Source organism: Nocardiopsis terrae, from assembly GCF_014651695.1.
Classification (GTDB): domain Bacteria; phylum Actinomycetota; class Actinomycetes; order Streptosporangiales; family Streptosporangiaceae; genus Nocardiopsis; species Nocardiopsis terrae.
Window position 1 is genome coordinate 849,343 of record NZ_BMXJ01000001.1, and the last position, 19,050, is coordinate 868,392.

Below are 19,050 nucleotides of genomic sequence, written 5' to 3' on the forward strand. Positions count from 1 at the left end.
GCGTCGGCCCGGGTCGGACCGACCCTTCCAGGATGCCCCATCCCGGACGCCGGGGACGCCGCCCGGCACGCCTGTAGACAGTCCTCTACCACCACATCCGGAGCCATGTGCGGCATTGCGCGCACAGGTTATGCACATCACCTGTGGATAACTTTGCCGCGAACCATCAGCAGCCCACCTGAACTGCGAAAACATGGACCATGGGCGGGACGTGCAAGATGTCTCACAGGGTGGCTTTCCACAGGTTATCCACAGGCTTCGGCGGCCCTGTGGAAAAACCCACAGGGAGGGTCGAACGCCTGTCCGGTAATGTGGCTCCGTCATGGCCACACTCCTCTCGGCTGCCCCCTTCCGGCACCGCCACGACCGCGAGATCTTCGCCCTCGCCGTCCCCACGTTCTTCGCGCTCATCGCCGAACCGCTCTTCCTGCTCACCGACGCCGCGATCGTCGGCAGCCTGGGCACCCAGGCGCTGGGCGGGCTCGGGGTCGCCGGCCAGGTCCTGCTGACCCTGGCCGCGGTGTGCATCTTCCTCGCCTACGGGACCACCGCAGCGGTGGCCCGCAAGTTCGGTGCGGGCGACATCCCCGGCGGCATCCGGGACGGGGTGCACGGCCTCTGGCTCGCCCTCCTGCTGGGAATCGCCGCGATCGGGATCGGCTGGCCGCTGGGCCCGTGGATGGTCGACCTCCTGGGCGCCTCCCCCGAGGTCGCGCCGTACGCCCTCACCTACCTCCGGATCAGCCTGCTGAGCACCCCCTTCCTCCTGGTCGTGATGGCCGGGACCGGGGTGCTGCGCGGCCTCCAGGACGCACGGACCCCGCTGGTGGTCGCGGTCGCCTCCTACGCCGGGAACGCCGCGCTGTGCGCGGTCCTCGTGTTCGCGTTCGACTGGGGAATCGCCGGTTCGGCGTGGTCGACGGTGATCGCGCAGGGGGCCGGCGCGTTCTGGTACACGGCCGCCATCGCCCGGTCGGCACGGAGCAGGGGGGTCTCCCTCCTGCCGACCGCGTCGGGCCTGCGCACCTCCGCGTCGGCGGGTTTCGCGCTGTTCCTGCGCAGTGTGTCCATGCGTGTGGTGGCACTGGTGACGACCGCCGTCGCCGCCCGGCTCGGCGACGAGTCGATCGCCGCGCACCAGGTCAGTTACAACATCTGGGCCCTGCTGGTTTTCGCGATGGACGCCATCGCCATCGCCGGGCAGTCGATCGTGGGGCGCTACCTCGGCGCCGGAGACGTCCGGGGCACCAGGGACTCCACCCGGCGCATGGTCGAGTGGGGCGTGATGTCGGGCCTGGTCTTCACCGTCCTGGTGTTCCTGGTGCTGCCCTGGGCCCATGTTCCCTTCACCTCGGACCCGCAGGTGGCCGCGCTGATCACGGTCTCCCTCGTGGTGGTGGCGCTGATGCAGCCGCTCAGCGGGGTGACCATGGTGCTGGACGGCGTCCTCATGGGCGCCGGCGACCAGCGGTACCTGGCCTGGGCCTCCCTGTGGACGATGCTCGCCTTCCTGCCGTTCGCCCTGGTCCTCCCACGGCTCGCCGTCTCCGACGTGTGGGGGCTGGTGGGGCTGTGGACCGCGTTCTCCGTGTGGATCCTCGCCCGCGCCGTCACCCTCGGCCTGCGCGCCAGGGGCGAGGCCTGGCTGGTCACCGGAGCGACCAGGCCCTGAGGCGCCCGAACACGGACCGAAGCGCCAGCGGAGGCCCAGGGCAAACACAGCAAACACGAAACCGCCCCTGCGGCGGGGAGCAGGGACGGTTCCGGGGGGGTCTTCGGTCAGGTGGTCGTGTCGAGTTCCCCGATGGCGGGACCGTGGTAGAAGGTCGCCACACGTTCGGACCGCGGGGCGGCCGGGTAGGTCGGCAGCTCTTCCAGGGTCAGTTCCTGCCCGACGTGCCTGCTGAGGTGCCGGAGCTGTTCGCGCAGCCTGGTCCCCACGTCGTCGCGCAGCTCGGGCAGCATCGAGTAGAGCTTGTCACCCGGGCAGTTGGTGGCGTTGTAGTCGCGGTGTCCCACGATCGCCTCCTGCGGGTCGAGCCGGTACACGAGGCACAACCACGCGCAGGTGTCGACCAGGGAGGACATGAGTGCGCCGGGCGGGCTCACCGAGGTGTAGGTGCCCTCGTTCTCGATCCCGACCGTGTGCGAGTTGTGGTTCGCGGTGTGCGCCCCCAGGACGTGGCCGCCGTCCCGGATCGCCTGGAGCGTCCTGTCCCGCCCCTCCATGATGTGGCCGCCGCGGCTGATCGTCAGTTGCTGCCCGGTGTCGTTCCACCCGTTGTGGTCCATGTGGTAGCGCTGGATGGACCGGGACAGCGCGGCGGCGTGGCTGGTGGAGGTGTCCGACGCGTTCCCGGTCGCGGTGTGGTGGACGACGATGTGGGTCGGCCCCTGACCCAGTACCTGAACCGCCCTCTTGGGCGCACGCGCCCCCCAGTCCGACCGGGTGTAGACCTTGGGTATCGCGGCGGCGGCGGCCGGTGCTGCCGCTGACACCCCCAGTGCGCCGCCGAGGAGCACTCCTCCGGCGGCCAGAGCGGTTCCTCGCAGCATCGTCCTGCGGTCGACCGCCCCGGGGCGGTCGGTCTCGGGTCGTCTCTCAACGGCCATCGGTATGCTGTCCTCTCCGTGCGGAGCGCCGCGGGACGCGACGCGACACAGAGAACACGTTAAGTTACAAAGAGTAATCAAAGGGTTGTTTTCGCAGCCCGGGCGTGTTCCGCCGACGCAGCAGGCCCCGCCCCTCCAGAGGAGGGACGGGGCCTGGAACCGGGACGGTCAACGCCTGCTAGGCGCCGACGATCTCCAGCTTGATCGTCGCGGAGACCTCGGGGTGCAGGCGGACCTGGACCTTGTAGTCGCCGACGGACTTGATCGGGTTCTTGATCTCGATCCGGCGCTTGTCCAGCTCGGGACCGCCGACGGCCTTGACGGCCTCGACGACGTCCGCGGGCGTGACCGAACCGAACAGACGACCACCCTGGCCCGCGCGCTGCTTGAGGCGCACGTTCAGGGCACCGACCCGGCCGGCGACCTGCTGGGCCTCGTCCAGGGTGCGGATGTCACGCGCCTTGCGGGCACGCTGGATCAGGTCGATCTGCTTCTGACCGCCACGGGTCCACCGAATGGCGAACCCGCGGGGCAGCAGGTAGTTGCGACCGTAACCGTTCTTCACCTCGACGACATCGCCGGGGGCTCCGAGACCGTTGACCTCGTGGGTCAAAATCAGCTTCACGACAAAAACCTCCCTCGGATATCGCCGCTAGCGAGCGGTGCTGGTGTAGGGCAGCAGGGCCACCTCGCGCGCGTTCTTGATCGCGGTCGCGACGTCGCGCTGGTGCTGGGTGCAGTTGCCGGTCACCCGACGGGCACGGATCTTGCCGCGCTCGGAGATGAACTTACGGAGAAGCGTGGTGTCCTTGTAGTCGATGTAGGACTGCTTCTCCTGGCAGAAGAGGCAAACCTTCTTCTTGGGCTTGCGCGCTGCCGGCTTAGCCATCGTGGTGCTCCTTCGCAAGAGCCCCGGGGTCCTCCCGGGGATGGGCTGGGACAAGGGATAAGGTGGCTCGGCCCCGAGGGGCCGGGCCGGGTGTTACGCGGGGTGGGCGCCGTCTAGAACGGGGGCTCGTCGGAGAAACCTCCGCCGCCGCCACCGAAGCCGCCGCCACCGCCGTTGGTCGCCCACGGGTCGTCGGCCGGGGCACCGCCGCGGCCGCCCTGCGGGCCGCCGAAGCCGCCGCCCTGGTTCCCGTAGCCGCCGCCCTGGGGCTGTCCGCCCTGGGGCTGGCCGCCACCGAAACCGCCCTGCTGACCGCCGAACCCGCCGCCCTGGCGCTGCGTCTTCGTCACCTTGGCGGTGGCGCTGCGCAGAGCCGGGCCGACCTCGTCGACGTCGATCTCGAAGACGGTCCGCTTCTCACCCTCGCGGGTCTCGAAGGACCGCTGCTTCAGACGGCCCTGCACGATGACGCGCATGCCGCGCTGAAGGCTCTCGGCCACGTTCTCCGCGTACTGCCGCCAAACGGTGCAGGTGAGGAACATGGACTCGCCGTCCTTCCACTCCCCTGCCTGCTTGTCGAAGGTACGGGGCGTCGAGGCCACACGGAAGTTGGCGACCGCGGCTCCACTGGGCGTGAAGCGCAGTTCAGGGTCGTCGACGAGGTTGCCGACGAGCGTGATCTGGGTTTCGCCTGCCATGGATCGGCTCCGGTTCGAGATAGTTCGGATCAGGCGGTTTCGCCTGTGCCCCGTATCATCCACGTCCCTGGGGACAGAATCGGATGCGCGGGGTCAGGGGGTCGGGGCAGCGGGCTGCCTAGTGAACCTCGGGACGCAGAACCTTGGTGCGGAGCACGGCCTCGGCGATGCCGAACTGGCGGTCGAGCTCCTTGACCGTCTCGGGCTTGGCGGTCAGGTCGATGACCGCGTAGATGCCCTCGGAGTTCTTGTTGATGTCGTAGGCGAGACGACGCTTGCCCCAGATCTCCGTCTTCTCGACCGAACCGCCGTCGTTGCGGACGACGCCCAGGAAGTTCTCCAGCGACGGAGCGACGGTGCGCTCGTCGAGGTTCGGGTCGAGGATGACCATGATTTCGTAACGACGCATAGGCGTACGTTCCTCCTCTGGACTGTTGCGGCCATGGAATCTCCATGGCAGGAGGGCAGGAGCCCGGGACTACGCCGCCCCGGTCGGGCCGGGGCGTGCCACTCGGGCTCTGAGCCATACGGGAGCCAAGGCTACCAGCAGCGGCGCACCACCGGTGCTGGGCTGTGGATGCGGCCGAGCACAGAGCCGGGGGCCGGCGAGCGGAGGGAGACCCCTCCGCACGCCGGCCCCCGGAGGAACCGCGCCCGATCAGTCCCTCGGCCTGATCAGGCTGTTGTTTCCGTTGTCACCGCCCTGCTGCTCGCCCCCGGGCTGGCCGGGAACCTCGGGCTCCTCCTCGTCGCAGTGGTCGGGTCGGTCCCAACCGTCGCACTCGTCCGGCGGCTCGGGGCTCTCCTCGTTATCGCAGTTCGGATCGAAGATGGGGCACTCCTCCGGCGGCGACTCCTGGTCGCACTCCTGCTGCATGGGATCGCACTCCGGTTCGGTGGGCTCCTCGCTCTCCTCCTCGACCGGCTCCTCCGACTCCTCCGCCTCGGGCGACTCGCTCGGGGTGGGGGTCGGCAGGAAGCGCTGGTCCTCGCCCACCCACTGGGCCGCCGGGAACTGCTGCTGTTCCTTGCCCTCCATGGCGACCTCCATGAAGGCCTTCCAGACCTTCGCGGAGGTGGTACCGCCGTAGACGTCACCGACCTCGGGGCCGAAGTCCAACGGATCGCCCCCGAAGCGGCTCAGCCCCACCGCGGTGGAGAGCTGCGGCGTGTAGCCCACGAACCAGGCCGAGACCGCGTCGGTGGAGGTACCGGTCTTGCCCGCCACCGGGCGCCCGTCACTCAGGGCCGCCCTGTTGCCGCCGCCGTTGCGGACCACTTCCTGCATGGCGTGGGTGGCGTCGGCCGCGACGGCCTGGGTGAGGACCTCGGCACCCTTCTCCAGCTCGTCCTTGTCGTCCGGGTCGATCACCGTGCCGTCGGCCGTCCTGACCTCGGTGACCATGTGGGCCGGGAAGTGGCGCCCCTCGGCGGCGAAGGTCGCGTAGCCGCTGGCCATGTCGAGCGCGTTCACCTGGTGTGTGCCCAGGGCGATGAGCGGACCGACGGTGGAGGTCGTCTGGCGATCGGGGTCCACCCCCATCTGGACCGCGAGTTCGTCGACCCTGGCTTCACCGACCCGGATCGCCAGGTCCACGAAACTGGTGTTCACCGAGTCCCGGGTGGAGTCGATCAGGTCGACCTCGCCGTAGTCGACGTGGCCGGAGTTGTTGACCGGGCTGGCCAGGCCGGGGAACTCCCGTCCGGTGTCGCCGTCGAGCTGGGTGCGCAGGCCGATGTCGTCCATCAGCGCGCGGGCCAGCACGTAGGGCTTGTAGGACGAACCCGCCTGGGCCTGGTGGACCAGGGAGTTGTTGATCACCGTGGAGACGTCGGGGCCCCCGTTGAAGGCGACGATCCGGCCCGTGTCCGGTTCCACCGCGGTCAGGCCGTGCATGGTGTCCTCGGCCGCGGTGTCGGGCAGGACGTCGAAGGCATCCTCGGCCGCGGTCATCAGCGCCGGGTCCAGCGAGGTCTTGATCGTCAGGCCCTCGGTGGCGATGTCGGCGCCGTCGATGCTCGACCCCTCGTAACGGCGCTCGACCTCGTTGATCACGGCCTGGCGGACGTACCCCAGTTTGGGGTCGTCGGCCGCCGCCTCGGGGTTGTAGTCGATGAGTTCGGGGATCTCCAGCTTCTCGGCCTTGTCCCGGGGCAGGCCGCGCTCGCCGTCGGTCTCCTCGTACATCAGGGCGAGCTGGTCCTGGACGTAGGGCCAGCGCTCCTCGTTGAGGTAGGTCTCCGTCCAGGAGCCCTCCTCGGGGTTCTCGAAGTTGCTGGGCATCTGGATGATGATGCCCAGGAAGGCGCCCTCGGCCTCGTCGAGCTCGCCCACGCTCTTGCCGAAGTACTCCTGGGCGGCCATCTCGATACCGGAGGCGCCGCGGCCGAAGTAGATCGAGTTGAGGTAGGTGGTGAGGATCTCGTCGTGGGAGACCTGCTGGTTCAGCTTGATCGCGATGAAGATCTCGCGGATCTTGCGGGTCAGCGGCTCCTCGCCCTGGAGGTCGCTGTAGTAGTTGCGGGCCATCTGCTGGGTGATGGTCGAACCGCCGCCGGCGTCACCGCCGGAGAGCACCGCGCGGCCGATACCCATGATGTTGATGCCCGGGTCCTCGTAGAAGGTGCGCTGCTCGGCGGCGAGCACACCGTTGACGACCTCCTCCGGGATCTCGTCGCGGGTGACCGCCACCCGCTTGACCTCGCCGGTGGTGAGGGCGATCTCCTCCTCGCCCTCCTCCCCCGCCCAGTAGATCTGGGTGGCGGAGACGGTCTTCTCCGCGTCCTCCTTCAGGTCCTTCTCGTCCGGGGCCATGGCATAGAGGACCGCGAAGGCGGCCACGCCGCCGATGATCATCAGGCCGCAGAAGGCCAGTGCGGGTTTCCACGCCTTGGACAGGAAGCGCTTGAACCAGGGGCGGTCGTCCGGCTCGTCCTGGCGGGGGCGCCGACGACCGCCGCCACCGCCGCCACGGCCTCCGGCGCCCGCGGCGGCACGGGAGCCCCGGCCGCCGGCGCGGCGCCCCTCGGACCGGGATCCGTGTTCACGGTCGCGGGGGTCGCGGGGACCGGCCGCACGACGGCGGCCGCCCGCACGCGGGTCGTCGGGGCGACGCCGGGGTCGGTCGCCGTCCTCGGGCCGCCGAGGCCGCTGGCCGTCCGGGCGGCGGCGCGGCCGTTCCCCGTCCTCGGGGCGCCGGGGGCGCTGGCCGTCCGGGCGGCGCGGGCGCTCACCCTCGGCGCGGCGCCGGCCGCCCTCCGGGCGCGGCCGTCCCTCGGAACGGGCCTCGGCGCCGGGGGGGCGGGTCCTGCGGGAACGCGGGGCGGGCTGGTCGCCTCCCCGGAGACCTTCCTCGGAACCAGGTCGGCGCCGGCCGCCCGCACGCTCTTCCCGAGGAGGGCCCTCGGCCCTGCGCCTTCCGCCGTTGCCGCGCGGGCCGTCGTCTGGGCCCTCGGCCCGGCGACGGCCGCCGTCGGCACTACGTCGTCGTTCGGTACTCACGTGGTCCTCGATTGCCTCTCACGGCCGGTCGGCCTGACGATTCCTTGGCGGAAACGGGGGACGGTCCCCCTGGGGGATCGGTGATTCGCGACCTGTGGTGGTGTACCAGCACGGCTCATGGGCCGGTGGACCTGTTCCCACCTCTGTTGCCTGTCGTTCAAGGCTTGATAAAGAGACGCCCAGTTGCGGGCGAAGGTTTTCAACAGGCCGCGAAGACGTTGGCCGCTACTTCCTCCTGATCGTTGGCCTGCGGGAGCGCTACCCCTGGCCCGTCGGTGCTCTGAGCCGACGTGGACGCCGCCGCGGCGGTGGCTTCGTCCGGGGGTCTCTACCGGCTGCGCACGCAAATCAAGGGTCACGTTAGAGCGATCGAACCGTATAGCACAACCCACGCGCGAGGGTATCGCGCACTTTGGAAGATCTGGTCACCCTCTGCCGGGAAACGCCCGTCCTCGCAGTTCAGCTCCGCGGTGGCCGGCGGGGCCAATCATGTGAGCGCGATCACCGGGAAGTCGAAGCGCCGCGTTCTCCCTGTTCGGTGACGTGTGTGTGACATTGAGCGCGCAGGTGTCACCCGCCCCTCGCCCACCGCCGTCACTCCCGGTCACATGCCCTTCGGTGGTACTGACCGCATACGTGCTCACCATGAAGCGAAGATAGAGTCATAGCAGAACAAACCAGCCAGACATGCATAGTTCTCCCCCGTAGTCGACGGCCTTGAGGGGGAACAGAACCACGGTGCGCGCTGCTGACCACATACGGAATACGAACGCAGGATGACGAGCCCCGGACCGCCGTCGGCGCGGGCCCGTCGCCGTGCGCTGTGGCATCCATGTTCGCGAAGAAGAAGGAGCAAGGACCAATGGGTTCGGTACGTGTAGCCGTCGTGGGCGTCGGCAACTGTGCGGCGTCGCTCGTCCAGGGTGTGCACTACTACAAGGACGCCAACCCGGAGTCCCGGGTGCCCGGCCTGATGCATGTCCAGTTCGGCCCGTACCACGTGAGCGACGTCGAGTTCGTCGCCGCCTTCGACGTGGACGACAAGAAGGTCGGGCACGACCTGGCCGACGCCATCGTCGCGAGCGAGAACAACACCATCAAGATCTGTGACGTCCCGCCGACCGGCGTGACCGTCATGCGCGGCCCGACCTACGACGGTCTGGGCAAGTACTACCGCGAGACGATCCAGGAGTCCCCCGAGGACGCCGTGGACGTGGTCGCGGCGCTGAAGGCCAGCGAGGCCGACGTGCTCGTCTCCTACCTCCCGGTGGGTTCCGAGGAGGCGGACAAGTTCTACGCGCAGTGCGCCATCGACGCCGGGGTGGCCTTCGTCAACGCGCTCCCGGTGTTCATCGCCTCCGACCCCGAGTGGGCCGAGAAGTTCACCAGGGCGGGCGTGCCGATCATCGGCGACGACATCAAGTCCCAGATCGGCGCCACCATCACCCACCGGGTGCTGTCCAAGCTGTTCGAGGACCGGGGCGTGGTCGTGGACCGCACCTACCAGCTGAACTTCGGCGGCAACATGGACTTCAAGAACATGTTGGAGCGCGAGCGCCTGGAGTCCAAGAAGGTCTCCAAGACCCAGTCGGTCACCTCCCAGATCCCGCACGAGCTCAACGCCGGCGCGGTGCACATCGGCCCGTCGGACCACGTGCCGTGGCTCGACGACCGCAAGTGGGCGTACATCCGCCTGGAGGGCCGCGCCTTCGGTGACGTCCCGCTGAACCTGGAGTACAAACTGGAGGTCTGGGACTCCCCGAACTCCGCGGGCATCATCATCGACGCGGTCCGCGCCGCGAAGATCGCCAAGGACCGCGGGATCGGCGGTCCGATCCTGGAGCCCTCCTCCTACTTCATGAAGTCGCCGCCCGTGCAGTACAGCGACGCCGAGGCGCACGAGAAGGTCGAGCAGTTCATCTCGCCCGAGCACGACGCCCAGGGCTGACCCCCACCGGAACACCGGCCGACCGCCCGGGGCCGCCTCGGCCCCGGGCACGCCCTACCCTGAAAACGTGTCCTTCTTCGGCGATCTGCGCACGGTCCTCCAGGGGTCCCGGTTCCGTCGGCTGTTCGGTACCCGGTTGGTCTCGCAGTTCTCCGACGGGGTCTACCAGGCCGGGCTGGCCGGCTTCGTCTTCTTCAACCCCGAGCAGCACACGGGGGCGGGAGAGGTGGCCGCGGCCTTCGCCGTGCTGCTCCTGCCCTTCTCCGCGGTCGCCCCGTTCGCGGGCGTGCTCATCGACCGCTGGCCCCGCCGTCAGGTCCTCCTGCTGTCCTCACTGGCCAAGGCCGTCCTGGCGACGGTGACGGCGCTCCTCGTCGCCAACGGGGAGGGACCCGCGTTCTTCGTCGCCGCCCTCCTCGTCCTGAGCGTCAACCGCTTCTTCCTGTCCGGACTGTCCGCGGGCCTGCCCTACGTGGTGCCCCGGGACAAGCTGATGATGGCCAACGCGGTCACACCGACCTGCGGAACCGTCGCGAGCTCCCTGGGCACCGGAGCGGGCCTGGCGATCGGCATGCTCGGCGGTGCGCAGGCCCTGGGCACCGGGATGGTCCTGTTCGCGGCCGCGCTGGGGTTCGCGGGAGCCGCCCTGGTCTCGCTCACCCTGCGGTACCGGGAGCTGGGCCCGCACCTGGAGGAGGAGCCCGAGGAGGTCCGGGCCGCGCTGCACAACGCCGTCCGGGGCATGGCCAGCGGTGTCCGGCACATCTGGGAGCGGGTGCCCGCCCGCGACGGACTGCTGACCATCGGCGGCCACCGCGTGCTCTTCGGCATCTCCACGCTCCTCACCATGCTGCTGTACAACAACACGTTCACCGGCGGCGGCGTCGCCGGCATCGCCGGGTTCTCGGTGGCGGCCGGACTGCTCGCCCTCGGGTTCTTCCTGGGTGCGGTGGCCACGCCGTGGGCGACCGCGCGGATCGGCGAGAGCGCCTGGATCGCGGCGCTGCTGGCCGGGGCGGCCGTCGCCCTGCTGCTGTTCGGTCTGCCCTTCTCCGCGGCCCTGTTCCCGGTCGCCGCCTTCGTCCTGGGGTTCGTGTCCCAGGCGGTGAAGGTCACCGTCGACACGTTGGTTCAGCGACATGTCGACGACGCCTACCGCGGCCGCGTGTTCTCCGTCTACGACGTGCTCTTCAACGCCACGTTCGTACTGGGTGCCGCACTGACCGCCGGGCTGGTCCCGCAGTCCGGGGTGAGTGTCCCGGTGGTCGGCGCGATGGTCCTCTCCTATCTCCTGATGGGCGCGGCCTGGACGGTGCGCGCCCGGCGCCCGGGCAGCCGGGGGGTTCCGATTCCCGGAACGCCGGAGGCCGGGGCTCCGGGACCCGGGGCACCCGGTTCCGGGGCACCGAAGCCCGAGACGGTCTAGTCCGCGGCGCGCGTTGGTGCGTACGGACTCCCCCGTGCACGCCGCGCCGCGGGCCCTCCGTCCGGGTCTACATGTCCGCCTGTCACTTCGGCGACATGTCGACCTGTCCACCAGTCGCCTGGTCCGCGACCGTCTCGCGGTAGAGGCGAAGTCCGCGCGCCTCGTAGTTGGCGAGGGCGTGCTCCCCGTCCAGGGAACAGGTGTGCAGCCACACCCTCCGGGTGGCCTCCCGCCCCGGCCAGCGTCCGGCGAGGTCCCAGGCCCGGCGGACGGTCTCGGTGAGCATGTGGCCGCCCAGGCCCCGGCCGAGGAAGCCGGGCATGAGACCGAAGTAGACGATCTCGACCGCGCCCCCGTCCTGGGCCTCCAACTCCGCGTAGCCGGCTGGCGTGCCCCGGTCGTACAGCACCCAGGTCTCGACCCCGGGGCGCTCCACCCGGTCGCGCCACTCCTGGTCGGTCCAGGGGCTCCGGTCGAACCACCGGTAGTCGCGGCCGACCGTCTCGTAGAGGAACCGGGAGAGTTCGGGACTGGGCACCTGCGCGCGGGTGAACCGCACCGGGCCCTCCGGTTCACGCCCGGGCCTCAGTTCGGCGGGGTCGGTCGTCTCCAGGTACCAGGTGGTTTCGCTCATCGCGTCATCCTCGCACCGTCCGCCCGGCGGCCACCGCCCAGGGGCGCTGCCCGGCGCCCCGGCAGTCGACGGGTCGACATGTTGCCACATCAACAAGTAATCAAAGAGTCACTTGCTGTAGTCTCCCCCCGCAGGGATTCGTCACGGCAGGGGATGGTGGCCATGGGCTTCGGTTACGGACTCGGCGGCCCCTCGGGCTCCTCCGGGGCCCAGGGTGTCGCCAGGCGGGTCGAGGCGGTGCGCCGACAGCTGCCCGCCCGCGGCGACCGCCTGCTCGACCTGGGGTGCGGCGACGGCGCGCACACCGTGGCACTCGCCACGGGGTACGTACGGGTGGACGCCGTCGACGTCGAACCCGAGCGGCTCGACGCGCTCACCGAGCGCGTCGCCGGCACCGGCCTGGAGGACCGTGTCGGCGTGCACAAGATGTCCGCGGAGGCGCTGGCCTTCGACTCCAACACCTTCGACCGGGTCACCGCCTTCGACCTGGCCGAACACCTCGACGACCTCGAAGGCGCCCTCACCGAGGCCCACCGGGTGCTCAAACCCGGCGGGGCCCTCTCCCTGACCACGTCCAACCGGTGGTCCCCGCTCGACAGACACGGGGTGCGGTGGGGCCGCCGGGACCGCTCCGCGCTGACCGCCCCGTTCCTGCCCTGGGTGCGCCCGCTGCACGAGCGGATGGCGAACGCACGCTCCTTCACCAGCCAGGAGTTGGGGCGCCTGCTGCGCGGCCGCGGGCTGCGGGTGCGCGCGATCGACTACCTCATGCCGCCCCTCGGAGACCGCCCCCGGGCTCCGCGGGGCGTACCGGAGGCGCTGGAGCGCACACCGCTGCGCGTGTTCGGGACGACGATGGCCGTCACCGCGGTCAAGCCGGTCCGGTGAACCGGCTCCGGTCCCGCGGCCCCTACTGCGCCCGACGGCCTTCCTGCTCCAGGTGCTCGGCCGCCCAGGAGCGCAGCTCCGCGGCGACCGCGTCCTTGTCCATCGGCCCGTTCTCCAGGCGCAGCTCCAACAGGAACCGGTAGGCCTTGCCGACCAGCGGACCGGGCCTGACGCCCAGGATCTCCTGGATCTCGTTGCCGTCCAGGTCCGGACGGATCCGGTCCAGCTCCTCCTGCTCGGCGAGCTTGGCGATACGGCGCTCGATGTCGTCGTAGGAGCGGGAGAGCGCCGCGGCCTTGCGCCGGTTGCGGGTGGTGCAGTCGGCCCGGGTGAGGATGTGCAGCCGCTCCAACTGGTCCCCGGCGTCACGGGCGTACCTGCGCACCGCCGAGTCCGTCCACTCTCCCTTGCCGTAACCGTGGAAACGCAGGTGCAGCGCGACCAGGGTGCTGACCTGACCGACCACGTCCTTGGAGAAGCGCAGCGCGGTCAGCCGCTTACGGCTCATGGAGGCGCCCACGACCTCGTGGTGGTGGAAGGTCACCCGGTTGCCGCCCTCGAAGGCGCGGGTCTTGGGCTTGCCGATGTCGTGCAGCAGCGCGGCCAGGCGCAACACCAGGTCGGGCCCGTGGCCGCGCTCGCGCTCCAGGTCCATGGCCTGGTCCAGCACGGTGAGCGAGTGCTCGTAGACGTCCTTGTGCCGGTGGTGCTCGTCGATCTCCAGCTGCATCTTGGGGATCTCGGGCAGCACGTGCTCGGCGATCCCCAGCTCCACCATCAGCTCGACGCCCCTGCGCGGGTCCGGGCTGAGCATGAGCTTGGTCAGCTCGTCGCGCACGCGCTCGGCCGAGACGATGGTGAGCCGGTCCGCCATGTCCCGCGCGGCCTCGGCCACCTCGGGAGCCAGGGTGAAGCCGAGCTGTGCGGCGAAACGGACGGCGCGCATGATCCGCAGCGGGTCGTCGCTGAAGGAGTCCTCCGGGCGCCCCGGGGTCCGCAGCACCTTGTCCCTGAGGTCGGCGAGTCCGCCGAAGGGGTCCACGAACTCGTGCCCGGGCAGGTGCACCGCCATGGCGTTGACGGTGAAGTCGCGGCGCAGCAGGTCGTCGTGGATGTCGGTGCCGTAGGACACCTCGGGCTTGCGGGACTCGGGCGAGTAGGCCTCGCTGCGGTAGGTGGTGATCTCCAGCTGGAGTCCGCGCTTGCGCAGGCCCACGGTGCCGAACTCGATCCCGACGGTCCACACCGCGTCCGCCCAGCCGTCGACCAGTTCGAGGATGCGCTGGGGCACCGCGTCGGTGGTGAGGTCCACGTCGTTGGAGGCGCGCCCCAGGAGCGCGTCGCGGACCGGACCGCCCACGACGGCGAGCTGCTGGCCGTGCGAGGAGAAGAGGTCGCCGAGCTCCTCGGAGACCGGTTCGATCGAGTCGACCAACTCGGTGATCGCCGCGCGCTGCTCACCGGTCAGGGTGCCCGCGCGCGGGTTCACCTCGGCGGACCGGTTCTGGACGGCGTCGTTCTCACTCGGAAACTCTGTGTTCGGCACACCAGGCAGGTTAGGCGGCCGCACGGGGTAACCGCGAATCGCCGCCGCCGACGCGGCGGGCCGACACGGGATCTGGCGCGTGACCCCCGGCGGATGAAAGGCTGGGCCGACCACACACCCGAACAACGGTCCGCACCAGAACCGGGGTTCGGGGAACGCGGTATCTTCGGGTGCAGTGGTGGCATGTCACGGCCAGTCCGAGGCCACCAGCCCCGCTTCCGCTGAGCGCGCCGCGCGGGCGCCCGACCGGTCCCGCCCCACCTTCCGTATCCCTGGCGGGACGGACACCCGGACCCGAATCAGGAAACCAAGCGTTGCGTCGAACTGCTTCCGCAGCCGCGGTCATGGCCATGGCCGCCGCTCTGCTTCCGATACCGGCCACCCTTTCCTCCGCGTCGGCGGAGCCCGATGACGAGGGCTCCGCGGCGCCGGTCGTCGTGGACCGGATCACACCGGACGCCGTCGACGAGGACAGCACCCTGCGGGTGGCGGGCGAGGTGACCAACACCACCGAGGACTCCGTCGAGGACGTCACCGTCCGCATCCGGTACTCAAGGCACCCCTTCACCTCACGGGACGAGCTCGACGAGTTCGCCTCCGGTGAGGGCTGGCAGCCCAACGCCTCCGGTCCGGAGGAGGAGTTCGAGGGCGAACTGGCGCCCGAGGACACCCTGGAGTACTCGCTGAGCACCCCGGTCGAGGACCTCGGACTGAGCTCCTACGGCGTCTACCCCCTGATCGTCGAGGCACTCGACGGTGACGGCGAAGCCATCGGAGCGCAGTACTCCTTCCTCCCCTACACCGCCGACGGCGACGACGTCCCCTCCCTGAACCTGGCCTGGGTGTGGCCGCTGATGGAGGACCCGCAGCGCGCCGACGACGACACCTTCCTCAGCGAGGAACTCCACGGCTCCGTCGGCGCGGAGGGGCGTCTGGGGCGTCTCCTGCAGTCCGGGGCGCAGGTCCCCCTCTCCTTCGAGGCGGGTGACGGGGACCTCGTCGAGGAGCTGGGCCTGGGCGAGGAGGAGGAACCGACCGGGGGTCCCCCCACCGCCGGAGAGGAGGCCACCGCGGAGGAGGACGCCGACTCCCTCACCCCCGAACCGTCCGAGGAGGGCTCGGACGAGGACGAGGACTCCGGGAACGGCGAGGAGGACGAAGAGGAGGGGGAGGAAGGTGAGGACTCCCCGGAGCGGACCGAGGGTGTCCCGGTGACCTGGGCCGTCGATCCCGGCACGCTCGACGACATCCTCCGGATGGCGAGGGACGAGCACGAGGTCCTGGAGGACCTCCTCGCGGTCCCGGCCGAGGCCGAACCGGCCCGACACGACCAGGCCGCGAACGAGGCGGCCCAGGTGTGGCTGCGCGAGGCCCGCAGGGCCCTGGCCGCCGACACCGTCGTCTCCTCCCCCTACGCCAACGCCGACCTGGCCGCGCTGCTCCGCAACGACATGGACGCCGAAGCCGAAGCCTCGCTGTGGCTCGCCCAGGAGGCGATGTCGCGCTCACTCGGCCTGGAGGCCGACGACAGCTTCGCGGTCCCGGCCGGGGGCCTGATGGAGGAGAACGTCCAGGAGCTGTTCGCCGAGAACGGCGCGCACCGCTTCCTGCTGGACGAAGAGGCGGTCCCGCCCGCCCCGCGGATCTCCACCACACCCACGGCCCAGGCTCCGCTGCCCGCCAGCGGCGCGGAGGGGGACGAGGAGCCCTACGCGCTGGTCGCCGACTCCGGGCTGACCGACGTGCTGTCGATGCCCTCCTCGGAACCCGGCGAATCCGCCCTGGCCCTCCAGCGCTTCGCCGCGGAGACCGCGATGATCGCCGGTGAGAACGCCGGCGAGGACCGGGTGGTCATCGCCGCGCCCGAGGCCGGCTGGGACCCCGGCCCCGAGTTCGCCGACGGGGTGCTGGAGGCCACCGACAGCCTCCCCTGGCTCTCGCCCCGGCGTCTGGACGAGGTGGAGCTCCCCGCCCCCGAGGAGCGGGAGGACACCCGGCAGGGGCTGACCTACCCGGAGCGGGCCTACGGGGAGGAGCTCAGTTCCACCTACCTCGGCCAGGTCAACGACGTCCGCCGGGACGTCCGCCTGTTCAACAGCATCCTGGTCGGCGACAACGACCCCTTCCGCCCCTCCCTGGTTCGCCTGGAATCGGTGTACTGGCGGGACCGCGAGGCCCTGGCCGGTGCCACCCGCTCCGTGGTGGAGCAGGCCGTGCAGAACCGCATGGAGGACGTGCGGGTGATCCCCGGCGAACCGGTCACCCTGGCCAGCAGCACCGGTACCACGGGGGTGCTCGTTGCCAACGACCTGGAGGACGAGGCGGTCTACGTCCACCTGTCCATCTACTCGGAGAACTCCGAACGCCTGAGCGTCGGCGAGTACACGACCCACTTCGAGATCGCCCCCGGCGCCAAGACCACGGTCTACGTCCCGCTGTCCGCCCGGATCAACGGCACCACCACCGTGCACGTCAGCCTCCAGAACGCCGACGGTGAGCCGATCAGCTCCCAGGACACCCTGATCCAGGTGAACGCCACGGGCCTGGGCACCCAGGCCCTGATGATCAGCGGGATCGGCCTGCTGATCCTCATCGCGGCGCTGGCACCCCGGGCCGTGCGCAAGTGGGCACGCAAGCAGTCGGCCAGGGCCAACGCGGCCGCGGCCCCCGACGGAGCGGACGCGACGCCCGGCACCGGGGGCGCCTCGGCCGGGGGCGCCGGCGTTGCCGCGACCGGAAGCACAGCGGCTGAGGGCGCCGAGAACGCCGGTGGCGGCTCGGACGGCGCCGCCTCCGCGCCGGAGGAGACCCCCACCGCGGCCGAGGAGTCGTCTGCCGGACCGGACACCCCCGCCGGCGCGGAGACGGAACCCGAGGGCCGGTCGGACGGCGGCCCCGAGAAGTGACCGCCACCGCTTGATCCGCGGCACCGTGCCACGGTGCCGCGGCACGAACCTCCCAGTCGGACGAAAGGAACCCTGATCCACGGTGGTCACCGACTCCCCGCACGGCGACGAGCAGGACTCTCGTCACACACCCAAACACCGAAAACTGCCCGCGGAGGGCCCCATGCCCGGAGAGAGCACGGTCCGCCCCGCAGGCGGACCGACCCCGTCGTTCGAGGAGGGTGAGATCCCCGAAACCGAGACCCCCGCCCCGAAGCAGGACTCGGGTTCCGGCGGCATGATGCGGTCCAGCATGATCATGGCCGTCGGCACCATGGCCTCCCGCCTGTCCGGCTTCGCCCGCACCATCGTGCTGGCCGCCGCCATCGGCACCCACCTGCTCGGTGACGCGTACCACACGGCGCACACGATCCCCTTCATCCTGAACGACCTGCTCATCGGCGGCCTGATGGCCTCCGTGGTCATCCCCTTCCTCGTCAAGCGGCGCAAGCGCGACGCGGACGGCGGCAAGGCCACCGAGGACCGGCTGTTCACCTCGATGGTGCTGGCGCTGCTGCTCGTGACGGTGACCGCCATCGCCGCGGCTGAGGCCCTCATCTGGCTGTACGGTTCCCGGTTCACCCCGGTGCAGTTCGACACCTCGGTCTACCTGGCGCGCTTCCTGCTCTCGCAGATCTTCTTCGTGGGGCTGAGCGGCCTGCTGAGCGCGATGCTCAACACCCGGGGCAAGTTCGGCGCGGCGGTCTGGGCCCCGGTGCTCAACAACTTCGTCATCATGGGTGTGGCCGGGATGTTCCTGGTGGTGGCGGGCCCGGGCCGCACCCCGGAGACGGTCTCCACCACCGAACTCACCCTGCTGGGCGCGGGCACGGCCGCGGGCATGGCACTCCAGGCGCTCGTGCTGTTCGTCGCGCTGACCCGGACCGGCTACCGGTGGCGCCCCCGCCTGGACCTGCGCGGCTCCGGCCTCGGTGAGGCCCTGCGCACCGCCGGGTGGATGATGCTCTACACCCTGCTGACCCAGGCGGGCCTGTGGATCACCACCAACATCGCCAACGCGGCGAACGTGGCCAGCATCGAACAGGGCCTGGACGTCGGTGCCGGTATCAGCGCCTACAACCTGGCGTACCAGCTCTTCCAGCTCCCCTACGCGATCATCGCGGTCTCCCTGATCACCGTGCTGCTCCCCCGGATGAGCGCGCACGCCGACGACCGCGACTGGGACGCGGTCCGCTCGGACTTCTCCCGCACCCTGCGGATCTCCGCCTTCGTGCTGGTCCCGACCGCCTTCGCGGTCGCGATGTTCGCCGAGCCGCTGTCGGTGCTGGCGTTCGCCCGCGGTTCGGTCTCCGTCGCCGACGCGACCGCCATCGGGCAGATCCTCGCGGTGATGTCGCTCGGGCTGCTGCCGTTCACCGTGTTCCAGCTGATGCTGCGCGTGTTCTTCGCGATGGGCGACACCAGGACCCCCGCCCTGATCGGAGGGGCCAACCTCGCCGTCCACAGCGCCCTGGCCCTGGTCGCCTACCTGCTCCTGCCGCCGAACCTGGTCGTCGTCGGCGTCGCCGCGGGCTTCATGGTGTCGTTCCTGTCGGGTCTGACCATCGCCGGACAGGTCCTCAGCCGACGTGTCGGGGGTCTTGACGGAAGGCACATCCTTGGCACATTGTTGCGGCTGCACCTGGCCGTCGTGCCCAGTGTCGCGGCCGGCTTCGGTGTGCTCTGGTTCTTCGAAACCCGGGTCGGTCCCGGTCTGGCCACCTACGTGGGTGCCCCGGTGGTCGGATGCGCCGTCGGCGCGCTGCTCTTCCTGGTGTCCGCCCGTGTTCTGCGCGTGCCCGAGCTGAGCGCCGCCGTGCAGCTGATCCGCACCCGCCTGGGCCGTTAGACGCCGTACCCCCTCGGCCCGGACCCGCCGGAACCCCGTAGCCGCCCCCGCCAGAAAAGGACCGCCCGACGGTGTCCAGCGACCAACTCCGCCAGCACTCCGAGGAACCGGA

The 19,050-nt window shown here is 70.5% G+C and carries 14 protein-coding genes; 6 read left to right on the top strand and 8 right to left on the bottom strand.

The features are described 5' to 3' along the window. The first annotated feature begins 322 nt into the window (after positions 1-322). Positions 323-1,672 carry an MATE family efflux transporter gene (locus IE195_RS03920; protein ID WP_191267952.1) on the top strand — a complete coding sequence of 450 codons (1,350 nt, stop codon included), beginning with the start codon at positions 323-325 and terminating at the stop codon, positions 1,670-1,672. A 107-nt stretch (positions 1,673-1,779) separates the two neighbouring features. Here IE195_RS03920 and IE195_RS03925 read toward each other — a convergent pair whose 3' ends face one another. The 6 genes from IE195_RS03925 to IE195_RS03950 form a co-directional block, all read right to left on the bottom strand. Beyond that, positions 1,780-2,613, bottom strand: coding sequence for a peptidoglycan recognition protein family protein (locus IE195_RS03925; protein ID WP_191267953.1), 834 nt, complete (start codon positions 2,611-2,613; stop codon positions 1,780-1,782). A gap of 178 nt (positions 2,614-2,791) precedes the next feature. Beyond that, on the bottom strand, positions 2,792-3,238 hold the full coding sequence (gene rplI / locus IE195_RS03930) for a 50S ribosomal protein L9 (protein ID WP_191267954.1): 447 nt from the start codon (positions 3,236-3,238) through the stop codon (positions 2,792-2,794). Positions 3,239-3,265: 27 nt separating this feature from the next. Further along, complete coding sequence (rpsR, locus tag IE195_RS03935; RefSeq protein ID WP_013155832.1) at positions 3,266-3,502, bottom strand: 30S ribosomal protein S18; 237 nt, start codon at positions 3,500-3,502, stop codon at positions 3,266-3,268. A 113-nt stretch (positions 3,503-3,615) separates the two neighbouring features. After that, the gene (locus IE195_RS03940; protein WP_191267955.1) at positions 3,616-4,200 is read right to left on the bottom strand and encodes a single-stranded DNA-binding protein; all 585 of its coding nucleotides are present in this window, start codon (positions 4,198-4,200) and stop codon (positions 3,616-3,618) included. Positions 4,201-4,318: 118 nt separating this feature from the next. Next, complete coding sequence (gene rpsF, locus IE195_RS03945) at positions 4,319-4,609, bottom strand: 30S ribosomal protein S6 (RefSeq protein ID WP_191267956.1); 291 nt, start codon at positions 4,607-4,609, stop codon at positions 4,319-4,321. A 249-nt stretch (positions 4,610-4,858) separates the two neighbouring features. Further along, positions 4,859-7,702, bottom strand: coding sequence for a transglycosylase domain-containing protein (locus IE195_RS03950; RefSeq protein ID WP_191267958.1), 2,844 nt, complete (start codon positions 7,700-7,702; stop codon positions 4,859-4,861). A gap of 862 nt (positions 7,703-8,564) precedes the next feature. On the opposite strand from IE195_RS03950, the gene IE195_RS03955 reads away from it, so the two are divergent. Together IE195_RS03955 and IE195_RS03960 are read left to right on the top strand one after the other, a co-directional pair. Next, positions 8,565-9,650: an inositol-3-phosphate synthase gene (locus IE195_RS03955; protein WP_191267960.1), complete on the top strand. Its 1,086-nt coding sequence runs from the start codon at positions 8,565-8,567 to the stop codon at positions 9,648-9,650. A gap of 67 nt (positions 9,651-9,717) precedes the next feature. Beyond that, positions 9,718-11,076 carry an MFS transporter gene (locus IE195_RS03960; RefSeq protein ID WP_229826066.1) on the top strand — a complete coding sequence of 453 codons (1,359 nt, stop codon included), beginning with the start codon at positions 9,718-9,720 and terminating at the stop codon, positions 11,074-11,076. Positions 11,077-11,158: 82 nt separating this feature from the next. Here IE195_RS03960 and IE195_RS03965 read toward each other — a convergent pair whose 3' ends face one another. After that, positions 11,159-11,710, bottom strand: a complete 552-nt coding sequence (locus tag IE195_RS03965) for a GNAT family N-acetyltransferase (protein WP_191267961.1) — start codon at positions 11,708-11,710, stop codon at positions 11,159-11,161. Between the two features lie 162 nt (positions 11,711-11,872). On the opposite strand from IE195_RS03965, the gene IE195_RS03970 reads away from it, so the two are divergent. After that, on the top strand, positions 11,873-12,598 hold the full coding sequence (locus IE195_RS03970; protein WP_191267962.1) for a class I SAM-dependent methyltransferase: 726 nt from the start codon (positions 11,873-11,875) through the stop codon (positions 12,596-12,598). 22 nt (positions 12,599-12,620) lie between these two features. Here IE195_RS03970 and IE195_RS03975 read toward each other — a convergent pair whose 3' ends face one another. Then, positions 12,621-14,144, bottom strand: a complete 1,524-nt coding sequence (locus IE195_RS03975; protein WP_191267963.1) for a CCA tRNA nucleotidyltransferase — start codon at positions 14,142-14,144, stop codon at positions 12,621-12,623. A gap of 344 nt (positions 14,145-14,488) precedes the next feature. Here IE195_RS03975 and IE195_RS03980 point away from each other — a divergent pair, with 344 nt between their 5' ends. Both IE195_RS03980 and murJ read left to right on the top strand, forming a co-directional pair. Then, positions 14,489-17,050, top strand: coding sequence for a DUF6049 family protein (locus IE195_RS03980; protein WP_191268080.1), 2,562 nt, complete (start codon positions 14,489-14,491; stop codon positions 17,048-17,050). 82 nt (positions 17,051-17,132) lie between these two features. Further along, a complete protein-coding gene (murJ, locus tag IE195_RS03985) occupies positions 17,133-18,938 on the top strand; it encodes a murein biosynthesis integral membrane protein MurJ (protein ID WP_191267964.1) in 1,806 nt (601 codons plus the stop codon). Positions 18,939-19,050 lie beyond the last annotated feature (112 nt).